Origin of the sequence: Paenibacillus sp. cl6col (assembly GCF_900102125.1) — a bacterium.
Classification (GTDB): domain Bacteria; phylum Bacillota; class Bacilli; order Paenibacillales; family Paenibacillaceae; genus Paenibacillus_B; species Paenibacillus_B suaedae.
Genome location: NZ_FNAZ01000013.1, coordinates 81,006 through 97,973, shown reverse-complemented (window position 1 = coordinate 97,973; position 16,968 = coordinate 81,006). Strand labels below are relative to the sequence as shown.

The 16,968-nt window shown below is 47.4% G+C and carries 13 protein-coding genes and 1 pseudogene; 3 read left to right on the top strand and 11 right to left on the bottom strand.

Annotated features, from left to right (window positions below):
• The first annotated feature begins 1,203 nt into the window (after positions 1-1,203).
• Together BLS15_RS25605 and BLS15_RS29675 are read left to right on the top strand one after the other, a co-directional pair.
• A complete protein-coding gene (locus BLS15_RS25605; protein WP_251481377.1) occupies positions 1,204-1,980 on the top strand; it encodes an IS4 family transposase in 777 nt (258 codons plus the stop codon).
• A pseudogene (locus BLS15_RS29675) lies at positions 1,944-2,069 on the top strand (transposase); the annotation flags it as partial. The gene BLS15_RS25605 and the pseudogene BLS15_RS29675, both read left to right, overlap by 37 nt.
• A 149-nt stretch (positions 2,070-2,218) precedes the next feature.
• Here BLS15_RS29675 and BLS15_RS25600 read toward each other — a convergent pair.
• The 9 genes from BLS15_RS25600 to BLS15_RS25560 all read right to left on the bottom strand — a co-directional run bounded on the left by BLS15_RS25600 (position 2,219) and on the right by BLS15_RS25560 (position 12,287).
• Positions 2,219-2,497 carry a hypothetical protein gene (locus BLS15_RS25600; RefSeq protein WP_090514464.1) on the bottom strand — a complete coding sequence of 93 codons (279 nt, stop codon included), beginning with the start codon at positions 2,495-2,497 and terminating at the stop codon, positions 2,219-2,221.
• 118 nt (positions 2,498-2,615) lie between these two features.
• Entirely contained in the window at positions 2,616-3,224 is a 609-nt protein-coding gene (locus tag BLS15_RS25595) for a hypothetical protein (protein ID WP_254777407.1), read from the bottom strand.
• Between the two features lie 648 nt (positions 3,225-3,872).
• Positions 3,873-4,745, bottom strand: a complete 873-nt coding sequence (locus tag BLS15_RS25590) for a UbiA-like polyprenyltransferase (RefSeq protein WP_090514458.1) — start codon at positions 4,743-4,745, stop codon at positions 3,873-3,875.
• Positions 4,746-4,896: 151 nt separating this feature from the next.
• The gene (locus tag BLS15_RS25585; RefSeq protein ID WP_021257258.1) at positions 4,897-6,189 is read right to left on the bottom strand and encodes an aspartate aminotransferase family protein; all 1,293 of its coding nucleotides are present in this window, start codon (positions 6,187-6,189) and stop codon (positions 4,897-4,899) included.
• Positions 6,190-6,501: 312 nt separating this feature from the next.
• Positions 6,502-8,475, bottom strand: coding sequence for a peptidase U32 family protein (locus tag BLS15_RS25580; RefSeq protein ID WP_021257259.1), 1,974 nt, complete (start codon positions 8,473-8,475; stop codon positions 6,502-6,504).
• A gap of 208 nt (positions 8,476-8,683) precedes the next feature.
• A complete protein-coding gene (locus BLS15_RS25575; RefSeq protein ID WP_021257260.1) occupies positions 8,684-9,475 on the bottom strand; it encodes an energy-coupling factor transporter transmembrane component T family protein in 792 nt (263 codons plus the stop codon).
• A 4-nt stretch (positions 9,476-9,479) separates the two neighbouring features.
• Positions 9,480-10,418, bottom strand: coding sequence for an ATP-binding cassette domain-containing protein (locus tag BLS15_RS25570; protein WP_021257261.1), 939 nt, complete (start codon positions 10,416-10,418; stop codon positions 9,480-9,482).
• Positions 10,406-11,905 carry an energy-coupling factor transporter ATPase gene (locus BLS15_RS25565; RefSeq protein ID WP_090514455.1) on the bottom strand — a complete coding sequence of 500 codons (1,500 nt, stop codon included), beginning with the start codon at positions 11,903-11,905 and terminating at the stop codon, positions 10,406-10,408. Before BLS15_RS25565 ends, BLS15_RS25570 begins: the two co-directional genes overlap by 13 nt.
• On the bottom strand, positions 11,889-12,287 hold the full coding sequence (locus BLS15_RS25560; RefSeq protein WP_021257263.1) for a NusG domain II-containing protein: 399 nt from the start codon (positions 12,285-12,287) through the stop codon (positions 11,889-11,891). The genes BLS15_RS25565 and BLS15_RS25560 overlap by 17 nt, the downstream gene beginning before the upstream one ends.
• A gap of 265 nt (positions 12,288-12,552) precedes the next feature.
• On the opposite strand from BLS15_RS25560, the gene BLS15_RS25555 reads away from it, so the two are divergent.
• A complete protein-coding gene (locus tag BLS15_RS25555) occupies positions 12,553-13,632 on the top strand; it encodes an FAD:protein FMN transferase (protein ID WP_021257264.1) in 1,080 nt (359 codons plus the stop codon).
• Between the two features lie 176 nt (positions 13,633-13,808).
• On the opposite strand, the gene BLS15_RS25550 is transcribed toward BLS15_RS25555, so the two are convergent.
• Both BLS15_RS25550 and BLS15_RS25540 read right to left on the bottom strand, forming a co-directional pair.
• On the bottom strand, positions 13,809-14,663 hold the full coding sequence (locus BLS15_RS25550; protein WP_021257265.1) for a DMT family transporter: 855 nt from the start codon (positions 14,661-14,663) through the stop codon (positions 13,809-13,811).
• 255 nt (positions 14,664-14,918) lie between these two features.
• Positions 14,919-16,829, bottom strand: coding sequence for a beta-N-acetylhexosaminidase (locus BLS15_RS25540; RefSeq protein WP_021257267.1), 1,911 nt, complete (start codon positions 16,827-16,829; stop codon positions 14,919-14,921).
• Positions 16,830-16,968: the final 139 nt, after the last annotated feature.

The window sequence follows — 16,968 nt, the reverse complement described above, 5'->3', positions numbered from 1 at the left end:
CCGATTAATTTAGTAGGGTGGGTAAGCTTTTTTTAAGAAAAGGAGCAATTCGATGTACGACATCCATGAATACAAGGGTACCTACAACTAGAGCAGCCCCCATCAACCGATTGCTCATTACATTTGCATAACTAACAATGCGCTCCGAAAACAGGATCCATAAGTATCCCTGAAACGCATAGATCATTATGGAAAGAAGCCTTCTTTCTTTTTATGCATAACAGCTTTTCAACGCATCATATTACAGGCCCATTCTGACATTGACACCGTGTGTTGGTGTTTCGCGGAAATGCCAAGATAAGATAGTAATGTAATATGTCAGCTCATACATCATCAGGCATTAATTCAGCCGAGATAAGTTTTGGTTTTGTAAACCACCATCGACTTTCATACATAATAAAATAGTTTTTATTCACCTTCAACGTGTGAACAATTTCATCAGTACTGTCTATTACAATTCGCTCTTCTTCCCTATTTATAAATACTAGTGATTTCTTATTTTGATCTATTTCGATAAGAGTTGCAACAGCGCCTGTTGTGTCTGTGCTCAGTAAAAATGGCATTATAACAAAAAGGAAAAAGCACAGAACAAATAATACAAAAAAATTCCTTCTGATAAAATAACCTCCTAAATATTTACAATATACATTATACTAAAAAAAATCGGCATACACAATTTTACAAATTAGGAGGGGTTTTATTGAAATTCTTATCGCGTCAATATGTTTTATCAGTTGTTGCAACAGTCCTTTTGTTCAGTTCATTTTTTCGTCGAATGTAAAAGCACAATCACAAGTAGAAGCACTTAAAACATTTACGCTCAACAATGTTAGTGTTCAACAATTTGAGGATGGGTATATCAAAGGAATTACTGCGCCTCAAGAGCTATCTGTAGATCAAAAAGACGCAATTCTCAAACTTTTAAATTTCACTGATGAAGATATTATTGATTTGCCTGATTCATTAAAAAATCAACTCCTCAAAGAAGGCGGCGTCAAAGTTAAATAACATATCTTTGGACACACGCCTGTTGATTATCCAATAAAATACAATTTTAAAATAGCAAAAAGGCCGCTCATTCGGTAAAATGTTTGTACCCCTACAAACTTCCGAAACGAGGCGACCTCATGAAAAAGTTTTACCATGTTGCAGTCATTACTTCAATCCGTACTGTCCGAAGAAGAAGTCATGAAGGTAGCTTAATTGGTAGGATACCATGAGACAGCTCGTAAATTTTCGGTCTACACCCTACTACAATACTGGACACAAGCTGCTTTTGAACAATGGAATGGCTTTCGAGACGGTGCTAACCGTGCCATTACCTGTGGACTTACCCAAGTCGATTATTCGACTTTTTCAAAGAAAGCTAAGGCTGTTCCTTTCGCGATGTTCAAAAGATTATTTCATCTTGTGCTTCAAAAATGCAATCGGCGGGCTAAACGTCAATTGAAGCTCCCAAAGGAATTATTGCTTATCGATTCAACTACGGTCACCGTTGGTAAGACTCGTCTGCCTTGGGCTCCATTTCATGGAGAACGAGCTGGGATTAAGCTGCACATTGCCTTCCACACTGCCAGTGGTCAGCCACAGAATGTGATAGAGACAGTTGGCTCCCGTCATGATGGGCCTGTTGGCGAGGAACTTGCGGATTCGGCATATATTATCGTGCAAGATCGTGCGTACGGAAAAATCGAACGATTTGATCGCTATAAAACGGAAGGTCAATCCTTTGTCATTCGACTGAAAGAGAATGTACAGATCGTATTTCCACATTCCTTGCGTCGTCAGAAAACAAACGATTCCTCTGTTACCAAAGACATCACTTGTTTACTCGGAACAACTCAATGTCGATCCCAAGAGCGGCATAGAGTCGTTATGTTTCAAGATGGGCATGGACATGAAATTCGGGTAGTTAAGGATCTAAGAACGATCTCTGCAGAACAAATCGCTGGCAGATCGAGCTTTTCTTTCGTTGGATAAAGCAGCATCTGAACGTTCCAACTTTATTTGGTACGACGGAAAATGCGGTATATGGGCAGCTTTATTCGGCATTGATTGTCTATGTGTTATTGAAATTTCTCTATGATACAGGCAGTTCAGTGGTGCCACGTCATGCCACCCTTGCTTTTGCGAAGTTTTCGCGAATTTTACTACATGACCAACTGCCTGAGATTTGGCTTGTTAAGCTTTCACTTTTTAGGGAGAGGTCTGCCCATTTCTATACAGCATTATAAACAAGAACTTGTATCAATACGATTGTCATAAAAGAGACAGCACCAACAATTTTAGCAGGATGTGTAAGCTTGTAATTATGGAAAGGAGCAATTCGATTGGCAATGAACCCAAACAAAAGAGTGCCTACAAACAAAAATAAGCTGCTTAGTATCATATGATTCATTGAATTCGCAATGCTAAGTGTATGATTGATAAACAGAACCCACAGGTAACCAAGAAAAGCATGGATAACGATCGAAAGCATTCCTTCTTTGATATTCATACACACCTCTCCTTTTTGACTATATCAATTTGTTTACCTAGAACAAGTAAAAGCAGATGATCTACATCTGCTTTTGCTTGCTCCAATACTACTTACAAAATTGATGCATGAAGGGTTACTACTCCTCAACAGGACATCTGGTATTCCATCGTCCCTCTGCACAAATTTTGTATGGTGGAACATAACACCCTATCACAGTAGCTCCAGCACAAATAATTCTTCCAAAAGGAATTTTATCAGCAAACACACAAGCTCCGCCAACAATTGCTGCACATGTACCTTCATAAGTATCTCCGTATTCCTCGTATCTTGTACAAGTCCAACAATAACGATCTACCAAAGTTACATCACTATCATATGATTTTTTTAGTTTTTCAGCTTTATCTGTTAATGACGTAAGGTAACTTCTCAAATTTTCATTTTCGTTAACTTGGTAAGAAGCTTGAATATCACCTGCATGATCCCTTACATATATTTTTCCGTCTGAATACGATTTGCTATAATCGATGATCAGAGTATCAACTTGCTTTTTCTTTACATCATAAGTGAAAGTCAATAGAGAAGCCAATTGAATCGTTTCTTGCACATCATAACCATACTCAAATTCAAATTGAGCAATATATCCGTAAGGCTTATTATTCTCATTTCTAAGATAGTTCACTAATTTCGGTTCACTTTTAATTAAGTCATTTTTGTATTTTACATAATTGTTATCATTCGTTACCATTTGCAAAAAATCTTCTTTACTTAGTAATTCATCACTCGCAATCGCAAATGAATCTGCACTGATAAAGAAACTGCTTAGCACAAACACAGTTAGTACATTACGATCGTTGTTTTAGTTATGTTTTTCAAATAAAGTCTCCTCCATTATTTTATGATCGTTCAATCTATTTATATACCTTGTTGTCATAAATTTAAGAATAGGAAACTGAAAAAAATTCTCTCATTATTTTTCCGAATCATTATCAAGTCTAAAAGCTAATAGCTTGAATGTCATACATGAATTTATAAAATCTAGATTTTTGTGTTAATAGTGATAATTTGGAAAGTGTTTGTTTTCAAGTAAAAATTCATGGGGAAAAAAATTATGGATTATTTCTGGAGAGTTATTACTGGCACAGAATTTGAGTTTTTGAATTCAATCATAAGTTCATCCAGTATCCCCCTTTCTATGACACTAGTAATGAGATGCAAAAATATAAATTATGTTAATATATTGAGCCCATTAATAACATGACATATTTTAACTCATATGTCAATTTCAATGAAACAACTTCTTAATATAAGTGATAAACGCTTCAAAAACCATAAAGTCGGGACTATCAATAAATAAAAAAGGACCCGTTTCAAGGCCCTCCTCTATTTATCCTATTTAGTGCAAGAAAAAATCAGCCATCGTACAGAACAGAATGGTCATGCTGATGACTTGATTCAAGTTGTACGACGCGACATTCATCCTTTTGCGGCTGGATGGCTTGATGATGTTATGTTCCAGCATCAGCAATATGACCGCGATACCGATGCCGATTAAGTAAACGGTGCCTAGACCCCGAATGACGAACAGTACGAGCAGCAGCACGACCATGATCGTATGCAATGAACGCGCGATGAAGAGCGAGTCTTCATAACCGAAGATGCTCGGCACCGACCATAATCCGGTCTTGCGGTCGAACTCAATATCCTGCGTCGCATAGATGATATCGAATCCCGCAATCCACAGCATGACGATTGTGCCCAATATAAACGGCGTTACTGCAAACTTCCCAGTCACGGCGAACCAAGCACCAATAGGAGCTGATGCAATCGTAAAGCCTAAGTACAGGTGGCACAGCCAGGTGAACCGCTTCGTAAACGAGTACGAGCAGATAAGTACAATCGCCACAGGCGACAGCCATAGGCAGAGAGGGTTCAGCATCCCTGCCGCTGCGATAAAGATCGCAAAGTTGATGATGACGAACAGCGTCACTTCACGCCCATGCAGCAGCTTCTGCGGCATATGCCTATGCGCCGTGCGCGGATTCGCTGCATCGAATGGCAAATCGGCCAAGCGATTGAACGCATTCGCTCCGTTGCGGGCTGCTACGAGCGCAATGAGCGACCAGAGCATGACATGGAAGGAGGGAACCCCTCCTGCTGCCCATACCATCGAGATGATGGCGAACGGCAGTGAGAACAGCGTATGGGAGAACATAACCAGTTCTCCGAACATGAGCGTTTTGCGAATAACCTTTTGAATAATAACCATAGCTTACATACACCCCATGAGTGTTCAAATATCTATATCTATTGTCCTTAACAGGCACAATTCCAACCTGCTAGATGCGATCATGTTGCCCTGCTAGGAGCTCTCTATTCAACAGAGTCAAATGGACGTTTCCGAATCGAGGCGAAGCAGCCTATTGAACCGCCTCCGCCAATACTGCGTCCAGTTCCTTCAGCATCCCCTCAATATCTTGCTCGTTCATCACGAGCGGCGGCTGGAAGGCTAGTACGTTGCGGCCAATGCCGTTTTTCCCAATAATATAGCCGCGATCCTTCATCGCTTCCAATACGTGATCCGTAAGTGCTGCGCTATCTTGTTCGTCTGTACCGTGCAGCTCCGCACCAAGCATCATGCCCTTGCCGCGTACATCAACGAGTACCGCATGCTTCGCCTGCAGTGCCTGCAAGCCTGACTTCAACTGATTCCCGAGCCGTTCTGCACGGCCTACCAAGTCTTCCTGCTCAATATAATCGAGTACAGCCAGCGCAGTAACAGAAGATACCGGATTTCCGCCAAATGTCGATGCCGACGCACGGTTGAAGCTTGCCGCGATCTCATCTGTTGTCGCAAATGCACCGATTGGCACACCGTTGCCTAGTGCTTTTGCCATCGAAATAATTTCTGGCACAACGCCGTAATGCTCCATGGCAAATATACGGCCTGTACGACCGAAGCCGGTTTGGATCTCGTCGGCTATCATCAATACGCCATGCTCCTCAAGAAGCGCCTTCACCTCGCGGAAATACCAATCTGGCGGTGCAATCATGCCTCCATTGCCTTGAATCGGTTCCACGAGCATCGCTGCAAATGTATCTCCCTTCTCCTCCAGCACCTGCTTCAGCGCCTCAATCGAGCGGCGTGCCGCCGTCTCATCGTCTGTCTCTGGATCGTATGGACGCGGGATGAAGGTCACTCCGCTGTCCAAATAATCATCAGCACGCCACATCGGGATGCCCGTTACGCCCATCGTCAGGAATGTGCGCCCGTGCAGGCCATACTCCAGCGCAATGAAATTGCGGCGCTTCGTATGCAGTCTAGCAAGCAGCATCGCACCTTCATTCGCTTCCGAGCCGCTGTTGCAGAAGAAAGTACGCTTCAGATCACCCGGCAGGACGCCGTTTGCGAGCCGCTCCGCCAAATCAACCATCGGCTGCGTCAAATAAATCGTCGTCGTATGCTGCAGCGTCTCCAGCTGCTTGATCGTCGCCCCAGTAATCGCCGGATTGCAGTGGCCGCTCGCCACGACTGATACCCCTGCGAAGAAATCAGTATATTGTGTGCCCTTCTCGTCATACAAATATTGCATCGATCCGCGTACAATTTGCGGAGGGTTGCGATAGAAATGATGCGTGCACGGGAAGAAATATTGCTTCCGCTTCTCTATGATACCTTCTGGTCCGATATATGTCGTTTGCTCCTTGCTCACGTCATTGCCACCCTTTCTCTTCTTGAACTGGAGAAACGGCAGACTGTAACTTGGCCATTCAAGTCAAGCCCTGCCGCTTCTTGTTCTCTCTACTCCATTACTGCCTTTATTCTCTTATTTATCCATCATTACTTTATCTCTATTCATGATGTCATGCGTACTTCCAACTCATTCGTTCATCCGAGATTAGGAAAGAGAAGAAGCGCATTCTCTACCACAGGTACAGAACCGATATAGAAAAACTATTTAGGACACCGTAATAGCAAAATAAGAAGCCTAAGCCCGCCGCTATAGATCTATTAAGAATGCAAACTAAGCATGAACTGGCTGCAAATCAATCGACAGCGCTTCGCCGAATTGCAGCGACCCTAGTGTGTAGCCTGCATATTCCGGCTTCATGCCGGCATACAATTCACCACAGAGCGACAAGTCCTGCAACGCTGTACGGTACGTGCCTACGATGCTGCGCAGCTGCTCAGTTGTGTACGACTTGCCCTCGATACGGAAGTGGTTCACGCCCGCTTCATGCAGTTCCTTCAAGAACGGCAAGTAACACAGTTCCTTGGCCAATGCCAAGTGGTTGCGTCCGCTCCAATCGCGGTACACCGGATTCTCGCCCTTGTCTGTCATCAGCACCAGGTGCTGATTGTCGACGTACTTGTTGTCCTCCTGCATGATCGGCTCTATCGCGACTGTATTTTCATACAGATCCAATTCCAGATACATGGCGATTGGCGAGCCGTGAACGATCATTTCGACAGGTACCTGCTCTGTCTCTTGCAGCAGGTTCGCCAGGTCGTTCAGCGGAAGCTCAAGTGATGCATGTACGCGCTCCAAACCGAAGTGTTCATGGTACAGCTTCGCCGACATATGATTATATACGTTTAGATTGAAATCGCCAACCATCGGTAGACCGATGTCACGGAACTTATGCATAGCTCCGATATTGGTGACGAGCAATCCATCAAGTCCATAGTGACCTCCAAGCAGGAAGTGATTGTACTGCTCCATATGCAGCTCATTCATCATACGAGGCATACCCAGAATGATTTGCGAAGACCCCTTCATCGCTGTCAACATCTCAATATCTTGGCGAGTGAACGGCACATCAGGCTGGAATACGTCTCCTGTCAAATAGACAATGTCTGCACCCGCTTCGAGCACCGTCTTCGCCTGCTCTGCATTGTTGACATGTACAGACAATTGCGGCTGCTTCATCTTCTCCGGCTGACGAACTCCCGCCAAGGCATCACGAACCTGTTCCAGTCGCTCTGGCTTCACTTCACGCTCAGCCGTTGGTGTACTGAATACTTTACCTGTGCTATAAAATTTCCCCGTTCCCTCATAACGCGTGTTGATATAATCAAGCCCTGGCTTGCCGAACGCATAGGCCGTCGAGAAGTCCCGCTTGCGGTTCTCATACAGCGTGTCGCTGTTCTCCTTCCGATCATAGCCGAGCGGATCCGCAATGTAGCGATCGATTGCATCGCCATAGCTGTTCACAATCATCTTCAGGAACTCCAAATCCCGCATCCGTCCCTCTAGCTTGAATGAAGTAATGCCCGACTTGATCAGCTCTGGAATATGCTCATACATGTACATATCCTTCGCCGCAAGCGGATATTCCGTTGGATATACATTGCCGTCCTTCTTCACCCGGTAATCCCAGCGGCATGGCTTCATGCAGCGTCCACGATTCGCACTATTGCCATACAACATCGAGCTGTAGAAGCAGTTTGCACCATGCACCGTACACATATCCCCATGGACGAAATATTCAAACTCCATGCCTGTCTTCGCTTGCAGCAGCTCTGCGGTATGCAGATCCATCTCGCGGGATGCCACAACACGTGTAACGCCCATTTCCTTCAATGCCTCGATCATCTCTAAGTTGTGCACGTTCATCATAACTGAAGAGTGAACCGGTACATTCGATAAATTCATGTCTTGGATGAGTGGGAATACGGCCAAATCTTGCGCAATAATCGCATCTGGACCTACCTCGTTTAAGAACGACAGGTAACGCTTCGCTTCGTCCAGATCACCTTCATTGAGCAAGTTGTTCACAGTAATATAGGCGCGCTTGCCGCGTTCATGCGCCATGTTCACGGCTTCATGTACTTCTTCATAGCTAAGATTGTAGCCCTTGCGCATCATCCGCATGTTCAGAGACGGTCCCCCGAAGTATACAGCGTCGCAGTTCATATCAATGACAGCTTTGAAGATGTCAAACGTTCCGGCAGGTGCCAACAATTCAATTTCTTTCCCATTAAAATATCTAGCCACAGTCGCTCTCCCCCAAGTCCATTCGTTTCAAGTAGTAGTCACTTCTAAGGTATCGCCTTGCGTTCTTTCGAATAACCAAATATTTATATTCTAAATATAACATATTTAAACTGTTATTGTGACAATTTTCACAATATATACAATAAATACGCGCAATCCGCTGCCGCTCCTCTTTTTCTTAGAGGAAAGCAACGGATTGCGCACCGATCTACCATAGTAGAATAAGCACTAACATTCCAATAAATAACGCCATGAACCAGGTATCAGCCTGCTTCCATTGCAGTTGGCGCAGCGACGTACGCGGTGCATTCAATACATAGCCACGCGCCTCCATCGCCTGTACCAGTTCCTCCGCACGGCGGAAGGCACTCACGATGACTGGCACCATTAGTGTCATAACCAGCTTGCCCTTCTGCGTGAAGGACAAATCCGCGTAATCCGCTCCACGCGAAGCCTGCGCCTTCATTACCTTCTCCGCTTCCTCGAATATGGTTGGAATGAAGCGCAGCGATATCCCTATCATCATCGACCAGCGCTGCGGAGAGCCTCCTACGAATCGAATTGGCTTGAGTACGCGCTCAAGACCCAGATTCAGTTCAACGGGTGCTGTCGTAAACGTTAATATCGCAGTCAGCGTCACGAGCAGCGCCATTCTCCATACGGCATATGCCCCATAAGTAACGCCGCCTGTCGTAATCTTCAAGCCGCCTACTTGGACAAGTGCACTGCCGCTTGAATCAAATAGAAGATAGAAAATAAACATGAAGGCCATAATGAGCCACAGCGGCCGGGAGGCGCGGAAGTAGCGGTATAGCGAGATACGCGAGCTTATCATCATGAGCAGCGCGAACACCGTAAGCGCCGCAAGCTCAGCGAACTGCTCTGCAAGAATGACCGCGATTAGATAGATGACCATCGCAGTCAGCTTGGCGCGCGGATCAAGACGATGAATCCATGAATCGGCTGCCACGTAGCGGCCGAGCATCATTTTCGCCTGCATAAGGCTACTCCTCCTTCTCCTCCAATGAATCGGCCTGCTGCTCCAACTGCTTGCCTGCAAAATGTGATCTTCCTTCGAGCCCTACGCCTGCAATCGTGGCAGCGAGCCATTCCGTCCATCCCTCTACCGAGCAAGGAAGCTGATCCATTGGCACACCTGATCGCTCCATAACAAGTGCTGCTAGACGCATCGTTGCAGGCAGAAGAATTCCTGCCTCCTCTAGTCGTTCCGGCTGCGCCATGAGCTGCGAACGCGTGCCTTGAAAGGTTACTTGCCCATCCTTCATTAAGGCGAACGAATCTGCATAGGCAAACAGCTCATCCAGACGATGCGTTACCATAATGATCGTCTTGCCCTCTTCCTTACAGAGCTTATGCAGCAGCTCAATGAGCTCTGCTCTGCTCACCGGATCAAGGGTAGCCGTCGGCTCATCAAGTACGACAATCTCGGGATTCGAGGCGAGAACGGTCGCAATCGCTACCTTGCGAATCTGTCCGCCGCTTAGCTCAAATGGACTAATCTGCAGCAGCGATTCAGGCAGACCTACCTGCATCATTGCCCTGCGAGCGGATGCCTTCGCCTCCTCCTCGCTCTGTCCGAACTGCAAGGGGCCGAACAAGACATCCCGCTCCACCGTTTCCTCGAACAGCTGCTGCTCCGGAAATTGAAAGACAAGCCCAACACGGCGTCTAAGTTCCTTCAAGCCGCGCTCTGGCGTGCCTCCTTGGAAGGTGAACTCTAGTACCTTCAAGCTTCCAGAAGTCGGCTGCAAGATCCCGTTCAAATGCTGAAGCAAGGTTGACTTGCCCGAGCCGGTTGAACCGAGAAGCGCGATGAATTGTCCTTCATCGAACGTGACATTCAATCCATCTAGTGCGGGGACACCATGCGCCCCTTGCCCTTGATAGCGATACGTGACCCGTTCCGCAGTTATGATCGCCATAGTGCATTCACCAGCTCTCTCTCGTCATTCGTATCCGGCACGTCCATGCCTCTTGCTTGCAGCGCCTTCGCCAATTGGAGGGTAAATGGCGCCTGCAAGCGGCACTCCTTCATGAGTGCTTCGTCTGCGAACAGCTCAGATGGCGTTAGATCCGCCGCTATCGTTCCGTCCTTAACGACAATAACCCGATCCGAAGCGAGTATTTCCTCTGCATCATGCGTAACCGATAGAATCGTGTAGCGCCCAGACGCATGCAAGCTCTGAAGCTGAGCGGTCAGCTCCCGCTTCGAACGCTCATCCAGCATCGAGGTTGCTTCATCAAATATCAAAATGTCCGGATTCAGTACCATCATACCTGCGATCGCCACACGCTGCTTCTGTCCCCCCGACAGTTCCGCGGGATGCCGATCGAGCCATTCCCGCACACGGTACTCATCTGCTACCTGCTCAAGTCGGCGTTCCATGTCAGCAAGCGGCAGTTGGCGGTTCTCCATGCCGAACGCAATATCATCGCGCACCGTTGTGGCGAAGAACTGATTGTCTGGGTTCTGGAACAGAAAGCCGACTTGGCGGCGAATATCTGCAACGCTCTCTTCATTGAGGTGCTCCCCGTTGACATAAATATGCCCAGCATGCGGAGTGAACAATCCATTGATAAGCTTCAACAGTGTCGACTTGCCCGAGCCGTTAGGCCCAATTACGGATACCCACTGCCCGCGCGGAACTTGAAGCGATATCCCATGGAATAAAGGAGAGCGGTGCGGATATTGGAAATGGATGTTCTCCATAAACACTGCATTTTCATATGCAGAACTGGCATGGGCAGTACCAACATCATTGGCAGTCCCCGCAACAGCAGTAGTAACATTAGCGGCACTATCTGCACTTGTCTCCTTGCCATGCGCCACCCCAATTTGTGGAGCAAGCGAGTCGAACAGCGGCAGCTTCGCCAGTGCTGCGACAATGTATTTCACTGCGATGCCGATAAAGATGCCTGTTACAACACCCGTAATAAGCAAGACCGGCAAGTAGTAGAAAATATTTGCCGTACCAAACACAATATACGCCGCAGTCAGCTGACCGGCGTTGTGCGCGGCGCCGCCTACGACGCTAATACCAATCAGGCTGACGTTATCGCGGCCAATTTTCAAGATGGCGTACATCACCATGAAGCTGAACAAAGATCCTAAGAAGCTGAATAGGAAGGCAGAGAAGGTCCCCAGCATGAGCGTCATGAGCAGTGTCTTCAAGATGACGAGCGTCAATGCGTCCCTTCCGTTCAAGAAGTATAAGCACGCCAAGATCATTACATTGGCTAATCCGAGCTTCGCCCCCGGGATAGGCAGAATCGTCTGCACCGGGAGCATGGCCTCTACGAAGCCGAGAACAACAGCAACAGCGCTGAAAATGGCGATAATGACCGCCTTCTTCAACGCTTCGGACTGTTTGGACACGGCAATACGATTCGTATTATTGTACGACGGCATCGATGTCACTCTCCTGGCCAGCATCGCCCTCGCTGAACAGCTCGACAAGCACGCGATGAGGCAAGCATACGATTGTATCATTCGGTCTTGATACGAAGCCGAACGACAGGCACACCTTGTCGGAGCAATCGGCATCAATCATTTCGATCCCCTTATCATGCACCTTCAATAGGTTGAAGCCATGATCGGTTTCGACGCGAATAGTTTGTTCTTCCTCGGTTAATTCCACTTGTTTATAAGGTTTCCCATCTACAGAAATATGAGCGACCACCTTGGAATTGTGCAAATTTTCACTTTCGTTTTGAAAGAACCACTTCGGCACAAGAAATGCGAGCGCCGCGACAATAATGACTCCGATGAGAATCAGATCTCCACGTTTCATCTTGTTGACTCCTCGGGTTACATTTTAATTTTAAAGCTATTTTTATTATACCTCTTCGTGAAAGAAGGTTCAATGTTCGTCCATGTCATAACCGTGAACTTCAGCGGAATATGCACGTGATAGTCTGCATTTCTGTGATATGCTTGGTTTGCAACTTTTTGGGGAACTGCTATAATAAAATGCTTGGTTACGAGCCTATTTCCTTAATACAAGGATGTTCAAATCCTGTCTATTTCATTACACATATATATGGAGGAATCGCCTTATGATACGTTCACGCAGCCTGCTTCGCAGTGCCATCGTTCTGTTCTCTGCTTGCGCCCTTATTTTGAGTGGTTGCGGCAGCAGTAAAGATGCATCTGGAACGAGCGATACTGCAAGCCAGAAATCCGCCATTAAGCAGCAATCCTACTTTATTTTTGATACGATCGTTACCGTCAAGATTTATGATGAGCGAGCGAATCAAAAACAATTCAAAGATATCGAGAACCTGTTAAAAGAAATCGACTCCCGTCTGAACCGTACGAAGGACACGAGCGAACTGGCCAAGATCCATGCTGCATCCGGCAAGCAAGCTGTCGCGGTTACGCCGGAATCCTATGATCTGATTGCCAAGTCGCTCGATTACGCGAAGCGTACCGAAGGGCGATTCGATCCAACCGTCGGCCCAATCGTGGACTTATGGAATATTGGCCATGAGAATGCGAAAGTGCCGGATGCGAAGAAACTCGCAGAAACCTTGAAGCTGGTTGATTATAAGGATGTTACGCTCAACCCGGACAAGCATGAAATTAAGCTGAACCGTGAAGGCATGGAGCTGGATATGGGCAGCATCGGCAAAGGCTACGCTGCAGACCGTATTGCTGACTACTTGCGCACGAACGGCTTCCCTAGCGCCATTATTGACCTTGGCGGCAATATTTTTGCCGTTGGACCGAAGCCTGGCGGTTCCGACTGGACCATTGGCGTCCAAGACCCGGATGAATCTCGCGGCAACCAAATCGGCAAGATGAGGGTAACTGATAAGACGATTGTTACATCAGGTGTCTATGAGCGTTACTTTGTGGAGAACGGCAAACACTACCACCACATTCTTGACCCAGCTAACGGGTATCCGGTTGACAATGGTCTTAGCAGTGTAACGATTGTGACGAACAACTCGACGGATGCCGATGCGTTGTCTACCTCTTTATTCGCACTCGGTGTAGAGAAGGGATTGAAGTTCGTCGAGGCAGATCCGAATATTGAAGCCATCTTCATCACTACGGATCATAAGGTGTACGTTACATCAGGCATTAAGAAAATTTTCGAGCTGACGAACGATAAATATAAGATTGTGAATTAACACGAGAGTCCTCGTGAACATAGAGCGCCCGCTGTCTCAACTGACCTGCTGCATACAGACGATCATTGAGGGCGGGCGCTTTTTTTTGCTTATATATTACATTCACTCATTCAAATGCAAATGGGTCGCAAGCAAGTCGCACTGAACAACGAACCGGAAGATTCCTGCTATCCACGCTATCCCCACATGCTGATCAAGGCCATACCGGCTGCTACGACCCCCGAAGTCGCAATTCTCGTCCAGCCCTGCTGTTCCTTCAACACAACGATGCCGAGCAATGTCCCGATCACAATGCTGAATTCACGAATGGGCGCCAAGTGTGCAAGCGGACCAAGCGTCATCGCGAACAAGAACAGCAAGTAGGAGCCTGGAGAGACGACGGAGCCAAGTACAATCGTGCGCCAATTGATGCGCCATTCCTCGCGCAGCCGCTTCGTTCTCAGGACAGAAGGCGCTAAAAATAGGAGTGCACCTAAGTTCGAAATTTGAATCAGACCCAAGGGGCTGAAGAACTGCACCACCATCTTATCCGTCAGCGTATAGCTGGCCGTACACAATCCTACCGTCGTCGTAATTGCCAAGGTAAGCCACCATGTCCTGTCACGCGGCTCCTTCGAGGAGAACATGCCGCTAAGTGCGAACAAACCTCCAACAATGAGCAGCCAGCCGAGCCAGCCAACAAGAGACAGGCTCTCTTGGTATAGCACCACACTAACAATTGGCACAATGAGTGCGGCCGTTCCACGCATCATCGGGTATACCTTGGACAGATCCCCAATCTGATAGGCCTTGGATACGAGCCAGAGGTATATCCCTTGCAGCAGTAAGGACACAACAAGCAGCAAGCCATTCGTCCAAGTCCAGTGCATGATCACAAGATCATGGATAAAGAATGGCATGAACACGACGGTTGCCAACCCATGTAAGCAAAATAAAAAGGATTCCTTATGAATGCTCCGCTTCGCGAACATATTCCAAGCTGCATGCGCGAAGGCTGAAGCAATAACTAGTAGGAGGGCGTATATAGCCAATCTAGCATCTCCTTTGCAGCAGATATCTTCCATCATCCGATTTCACATCGTATAAAAGGTGAAGCTCCATCATGCCTAGCACCACAACAACAAGAAAACCCGGGTCGTAACCGACCGGGCCCCCTCGCTGCTGTATACAGCAGCCTATTACCATAGTTCGCTGTAGTAGCATCGTGCTTGCCATCGAACCTTGCACATGTCTCCTGCAAGCACGATAAGGTATTTACATCCCATTGACTTCGCTGCCTGACGATATTAGATTGCCGAGAACACGGTACCCGTCACCATGCGATGGAAGAACGGCTGATGTGCGATGCGATCCCCTGCCACTGGATCATCACTGTAGAATGGCAGACGTTCTGCATCAAGCTCCTCCAAGCGATCTACGCGGCCTTCCACGAAGTCGAGAATCCGATCTTCCGCCGACTGCAGCCGTGCAAGCACGGTACCATAGCGGCTGTCGAGCACTTCCCAGCCGAATGGCTTGCTTGTCGCCATCCATAATGCACGATGCGCCTTGCGCGCTTCATCGACCAGCGGACGAACGGACGGAATGACATCAGCGGCAATGCGGCGAAGCTCATCCTTATCACCATTCTGGTACGCGCGCGTGACCTGCACGCCAAGCATCGACTTTGCGCCAACAGCCTTGGACAACTTCGCATACATATCAAACACGAGCGCATGATCTCCTGCGGTATTGTCACGTGCAGCCACGAGGCGTTCAGCAAGCTCACTGTAATGCTTCGGCAGCTGCGACTCCAGCTCTTCTGTCAAATAGATATCAAACAACCCGATCAATGTGTCTTGGAACAACAGGAACTTCGAACCGTTCGAACCGTGCATGTTGTTCTTCGTTACACCCGGTGTCTCATCCAAGTAAGTGAGCTGCCAGTAATCATCGAAGCTCTGTCCGGTGCACAGCTGGAAGCGTTCCTTCATCTTCGCTTCATCGACTTCCCCTTCGGTATAGCCGTGCTCAGCGAACAATTGCAAGCCTGGCAGAATTGTCATATGATTCGTCTCCTGCCCGTTGTCGCCCCATGCTGTCGCGAACACTTCCTTAATGCCCTTCGACTTGCAGGCAAGCAGCGCTGGATTCGTATTCTGCCACGTCTTCCCGTAGTTCGGACTCATCGCGCCCCATACCCAGACGCCTCCAGCGAATACCGGATCAGAGCCCAGTTGGCGATGCTTCTCGATAAATTCCTCGTAGAAGCCTTGATCATCATGGTAGTAATCCCAGTAGACGAATTGTACGCCCTTCGGAATTTGATCAACAACTTCATTCGAGAAGTTAATGTCGAGATCATAGTAGTGGCCGCCGTTTTTCATAAGCAGGTGGAAGTACATATCACTCCACATCATCGGCGTAAGGCCATGTTTGCTCGTAATCTCTAATACGCGCGCCAAATGCTCGTTCATAATATCGAATCGCTCTCGGAAGCCATGCTTGTGCATATATTTGCCTAGACCAAGCCCGAACGCCTCATCCATCCCGATGTGAATGCGCTTGGAACGCAGCGGCTTCGTTGACGCTACAATCATATCCTCAATGAATCGATAGGTCTCCTCTTCTCCTACAAGAAGGACGTCCTCTGTATCCTTCATCTCATTCGCATAGTCCCACTTCAGCGCCTGCGCCAAGTGACCAAGTGTCTGAATGCATGCCACTACCTCAATTCCGAACAACGCGGCATACTGGTCAATCTCATAGAGTTCCTCCGCGGTATAGCGTCCGCGCATGTAGCCGAAATACGGACGACCTGGAACCTCATACGTATCTTCGGTATATATCATTGCGCCGTTCAAGCCCATTAACGCCATTGAGCGCAGCGTCTGCTTCATCATATGTACATTCGGAACTGCGTTCCGAGATGCATCAATCATCGTTCCGTTATACGTGAATTGCGGATGCTCTATAATATCGAATGGCTGCCCCTTGCGCAGCTGCTCAACGAACAAGCCCAGTGCACGGAAGAAATGAATATCCGACTCATAGCGGATCAAGCCTTCTGCACCATCCCATGCGGCACGAAGCGACCCCTCTCCCTGCTCTACGCGAACTGTAGTGCCTTCTGTCCCCACTTCCACCTTCAATAATGACTTCAATTCGAGAATCCCTGGTAATACATGTTCGATACTGCCCGTAAAATGCAACTTCACAGCCAGATCCCTCCCCACGAGTTAGTTGGATACGCTTACAGATACAGCGAGGTATCGGTATCTTTTTATAGAATGCGAAATGCGGAAATAAATTTGTCACCCGTAGTTTACCACATCTATCCCCTGCGTAAGTGACAAG

Bases quoted from the DNA above. Each gene is read 5' to 3' on its own strand.
- BLS15_RS25600 (WP_090514464.1), bottom strand. From the start codon at position 2,497: ATGAATATCAAAGAAGGAATGCTTTCGATCGTTATCCATGCTTTTCTT.
- BLS15_RS25595 (WP_254777407.1), bottom strand. From the start codon at position 3,224: ATGGTAACGAATGATAACAATTATGTAAAATACAAAAATGACTTAATT.
- BLS15_RS25590 (WP_090514458.1), bottom strand. From the start codon at position 4,745: ATGGTTATTATTCAAAAGGTTATTCGCAAAACGCTCATGTTCGGAGAA.
- BLS15_RS25575 (WP_021257260.1), bottom strand. From the start codon at position 9,475: ATGCAGGCGAAAATGATGCTCGGCCGCTACGTGGCAGCCGATTCATGG.
- BLS15_RS25570 (WP_021257261.1), bottom strand. From the start codon at position 10,418: ATGGCGATCATAACTGCGGAACGGGTCACGTATCGCTATCAAGGGCAA.
- BLS15_RS25565 (WP_090514455.1), bottom strand. From the start codon at position 11,905: ATGCCGTCGTACAATAATACGAATCGTATTGCCGTGTCCAAACAGTCC.
- BLS15_RS25560 (WP_021257263.1), bottom strand. From the start codon at position 12,287: ATGAAACGTGGAGATCTGATTCTCATCGGAGTCATTATTGTCGCGGCG.
- BLS15_RS25555 (WP_021257264.1), top strand. From the start codon at position 12,553: ATGATACGTTCACGCAGCCTGCTTCGCAGTGCCATCGTTCTGTTCTCT.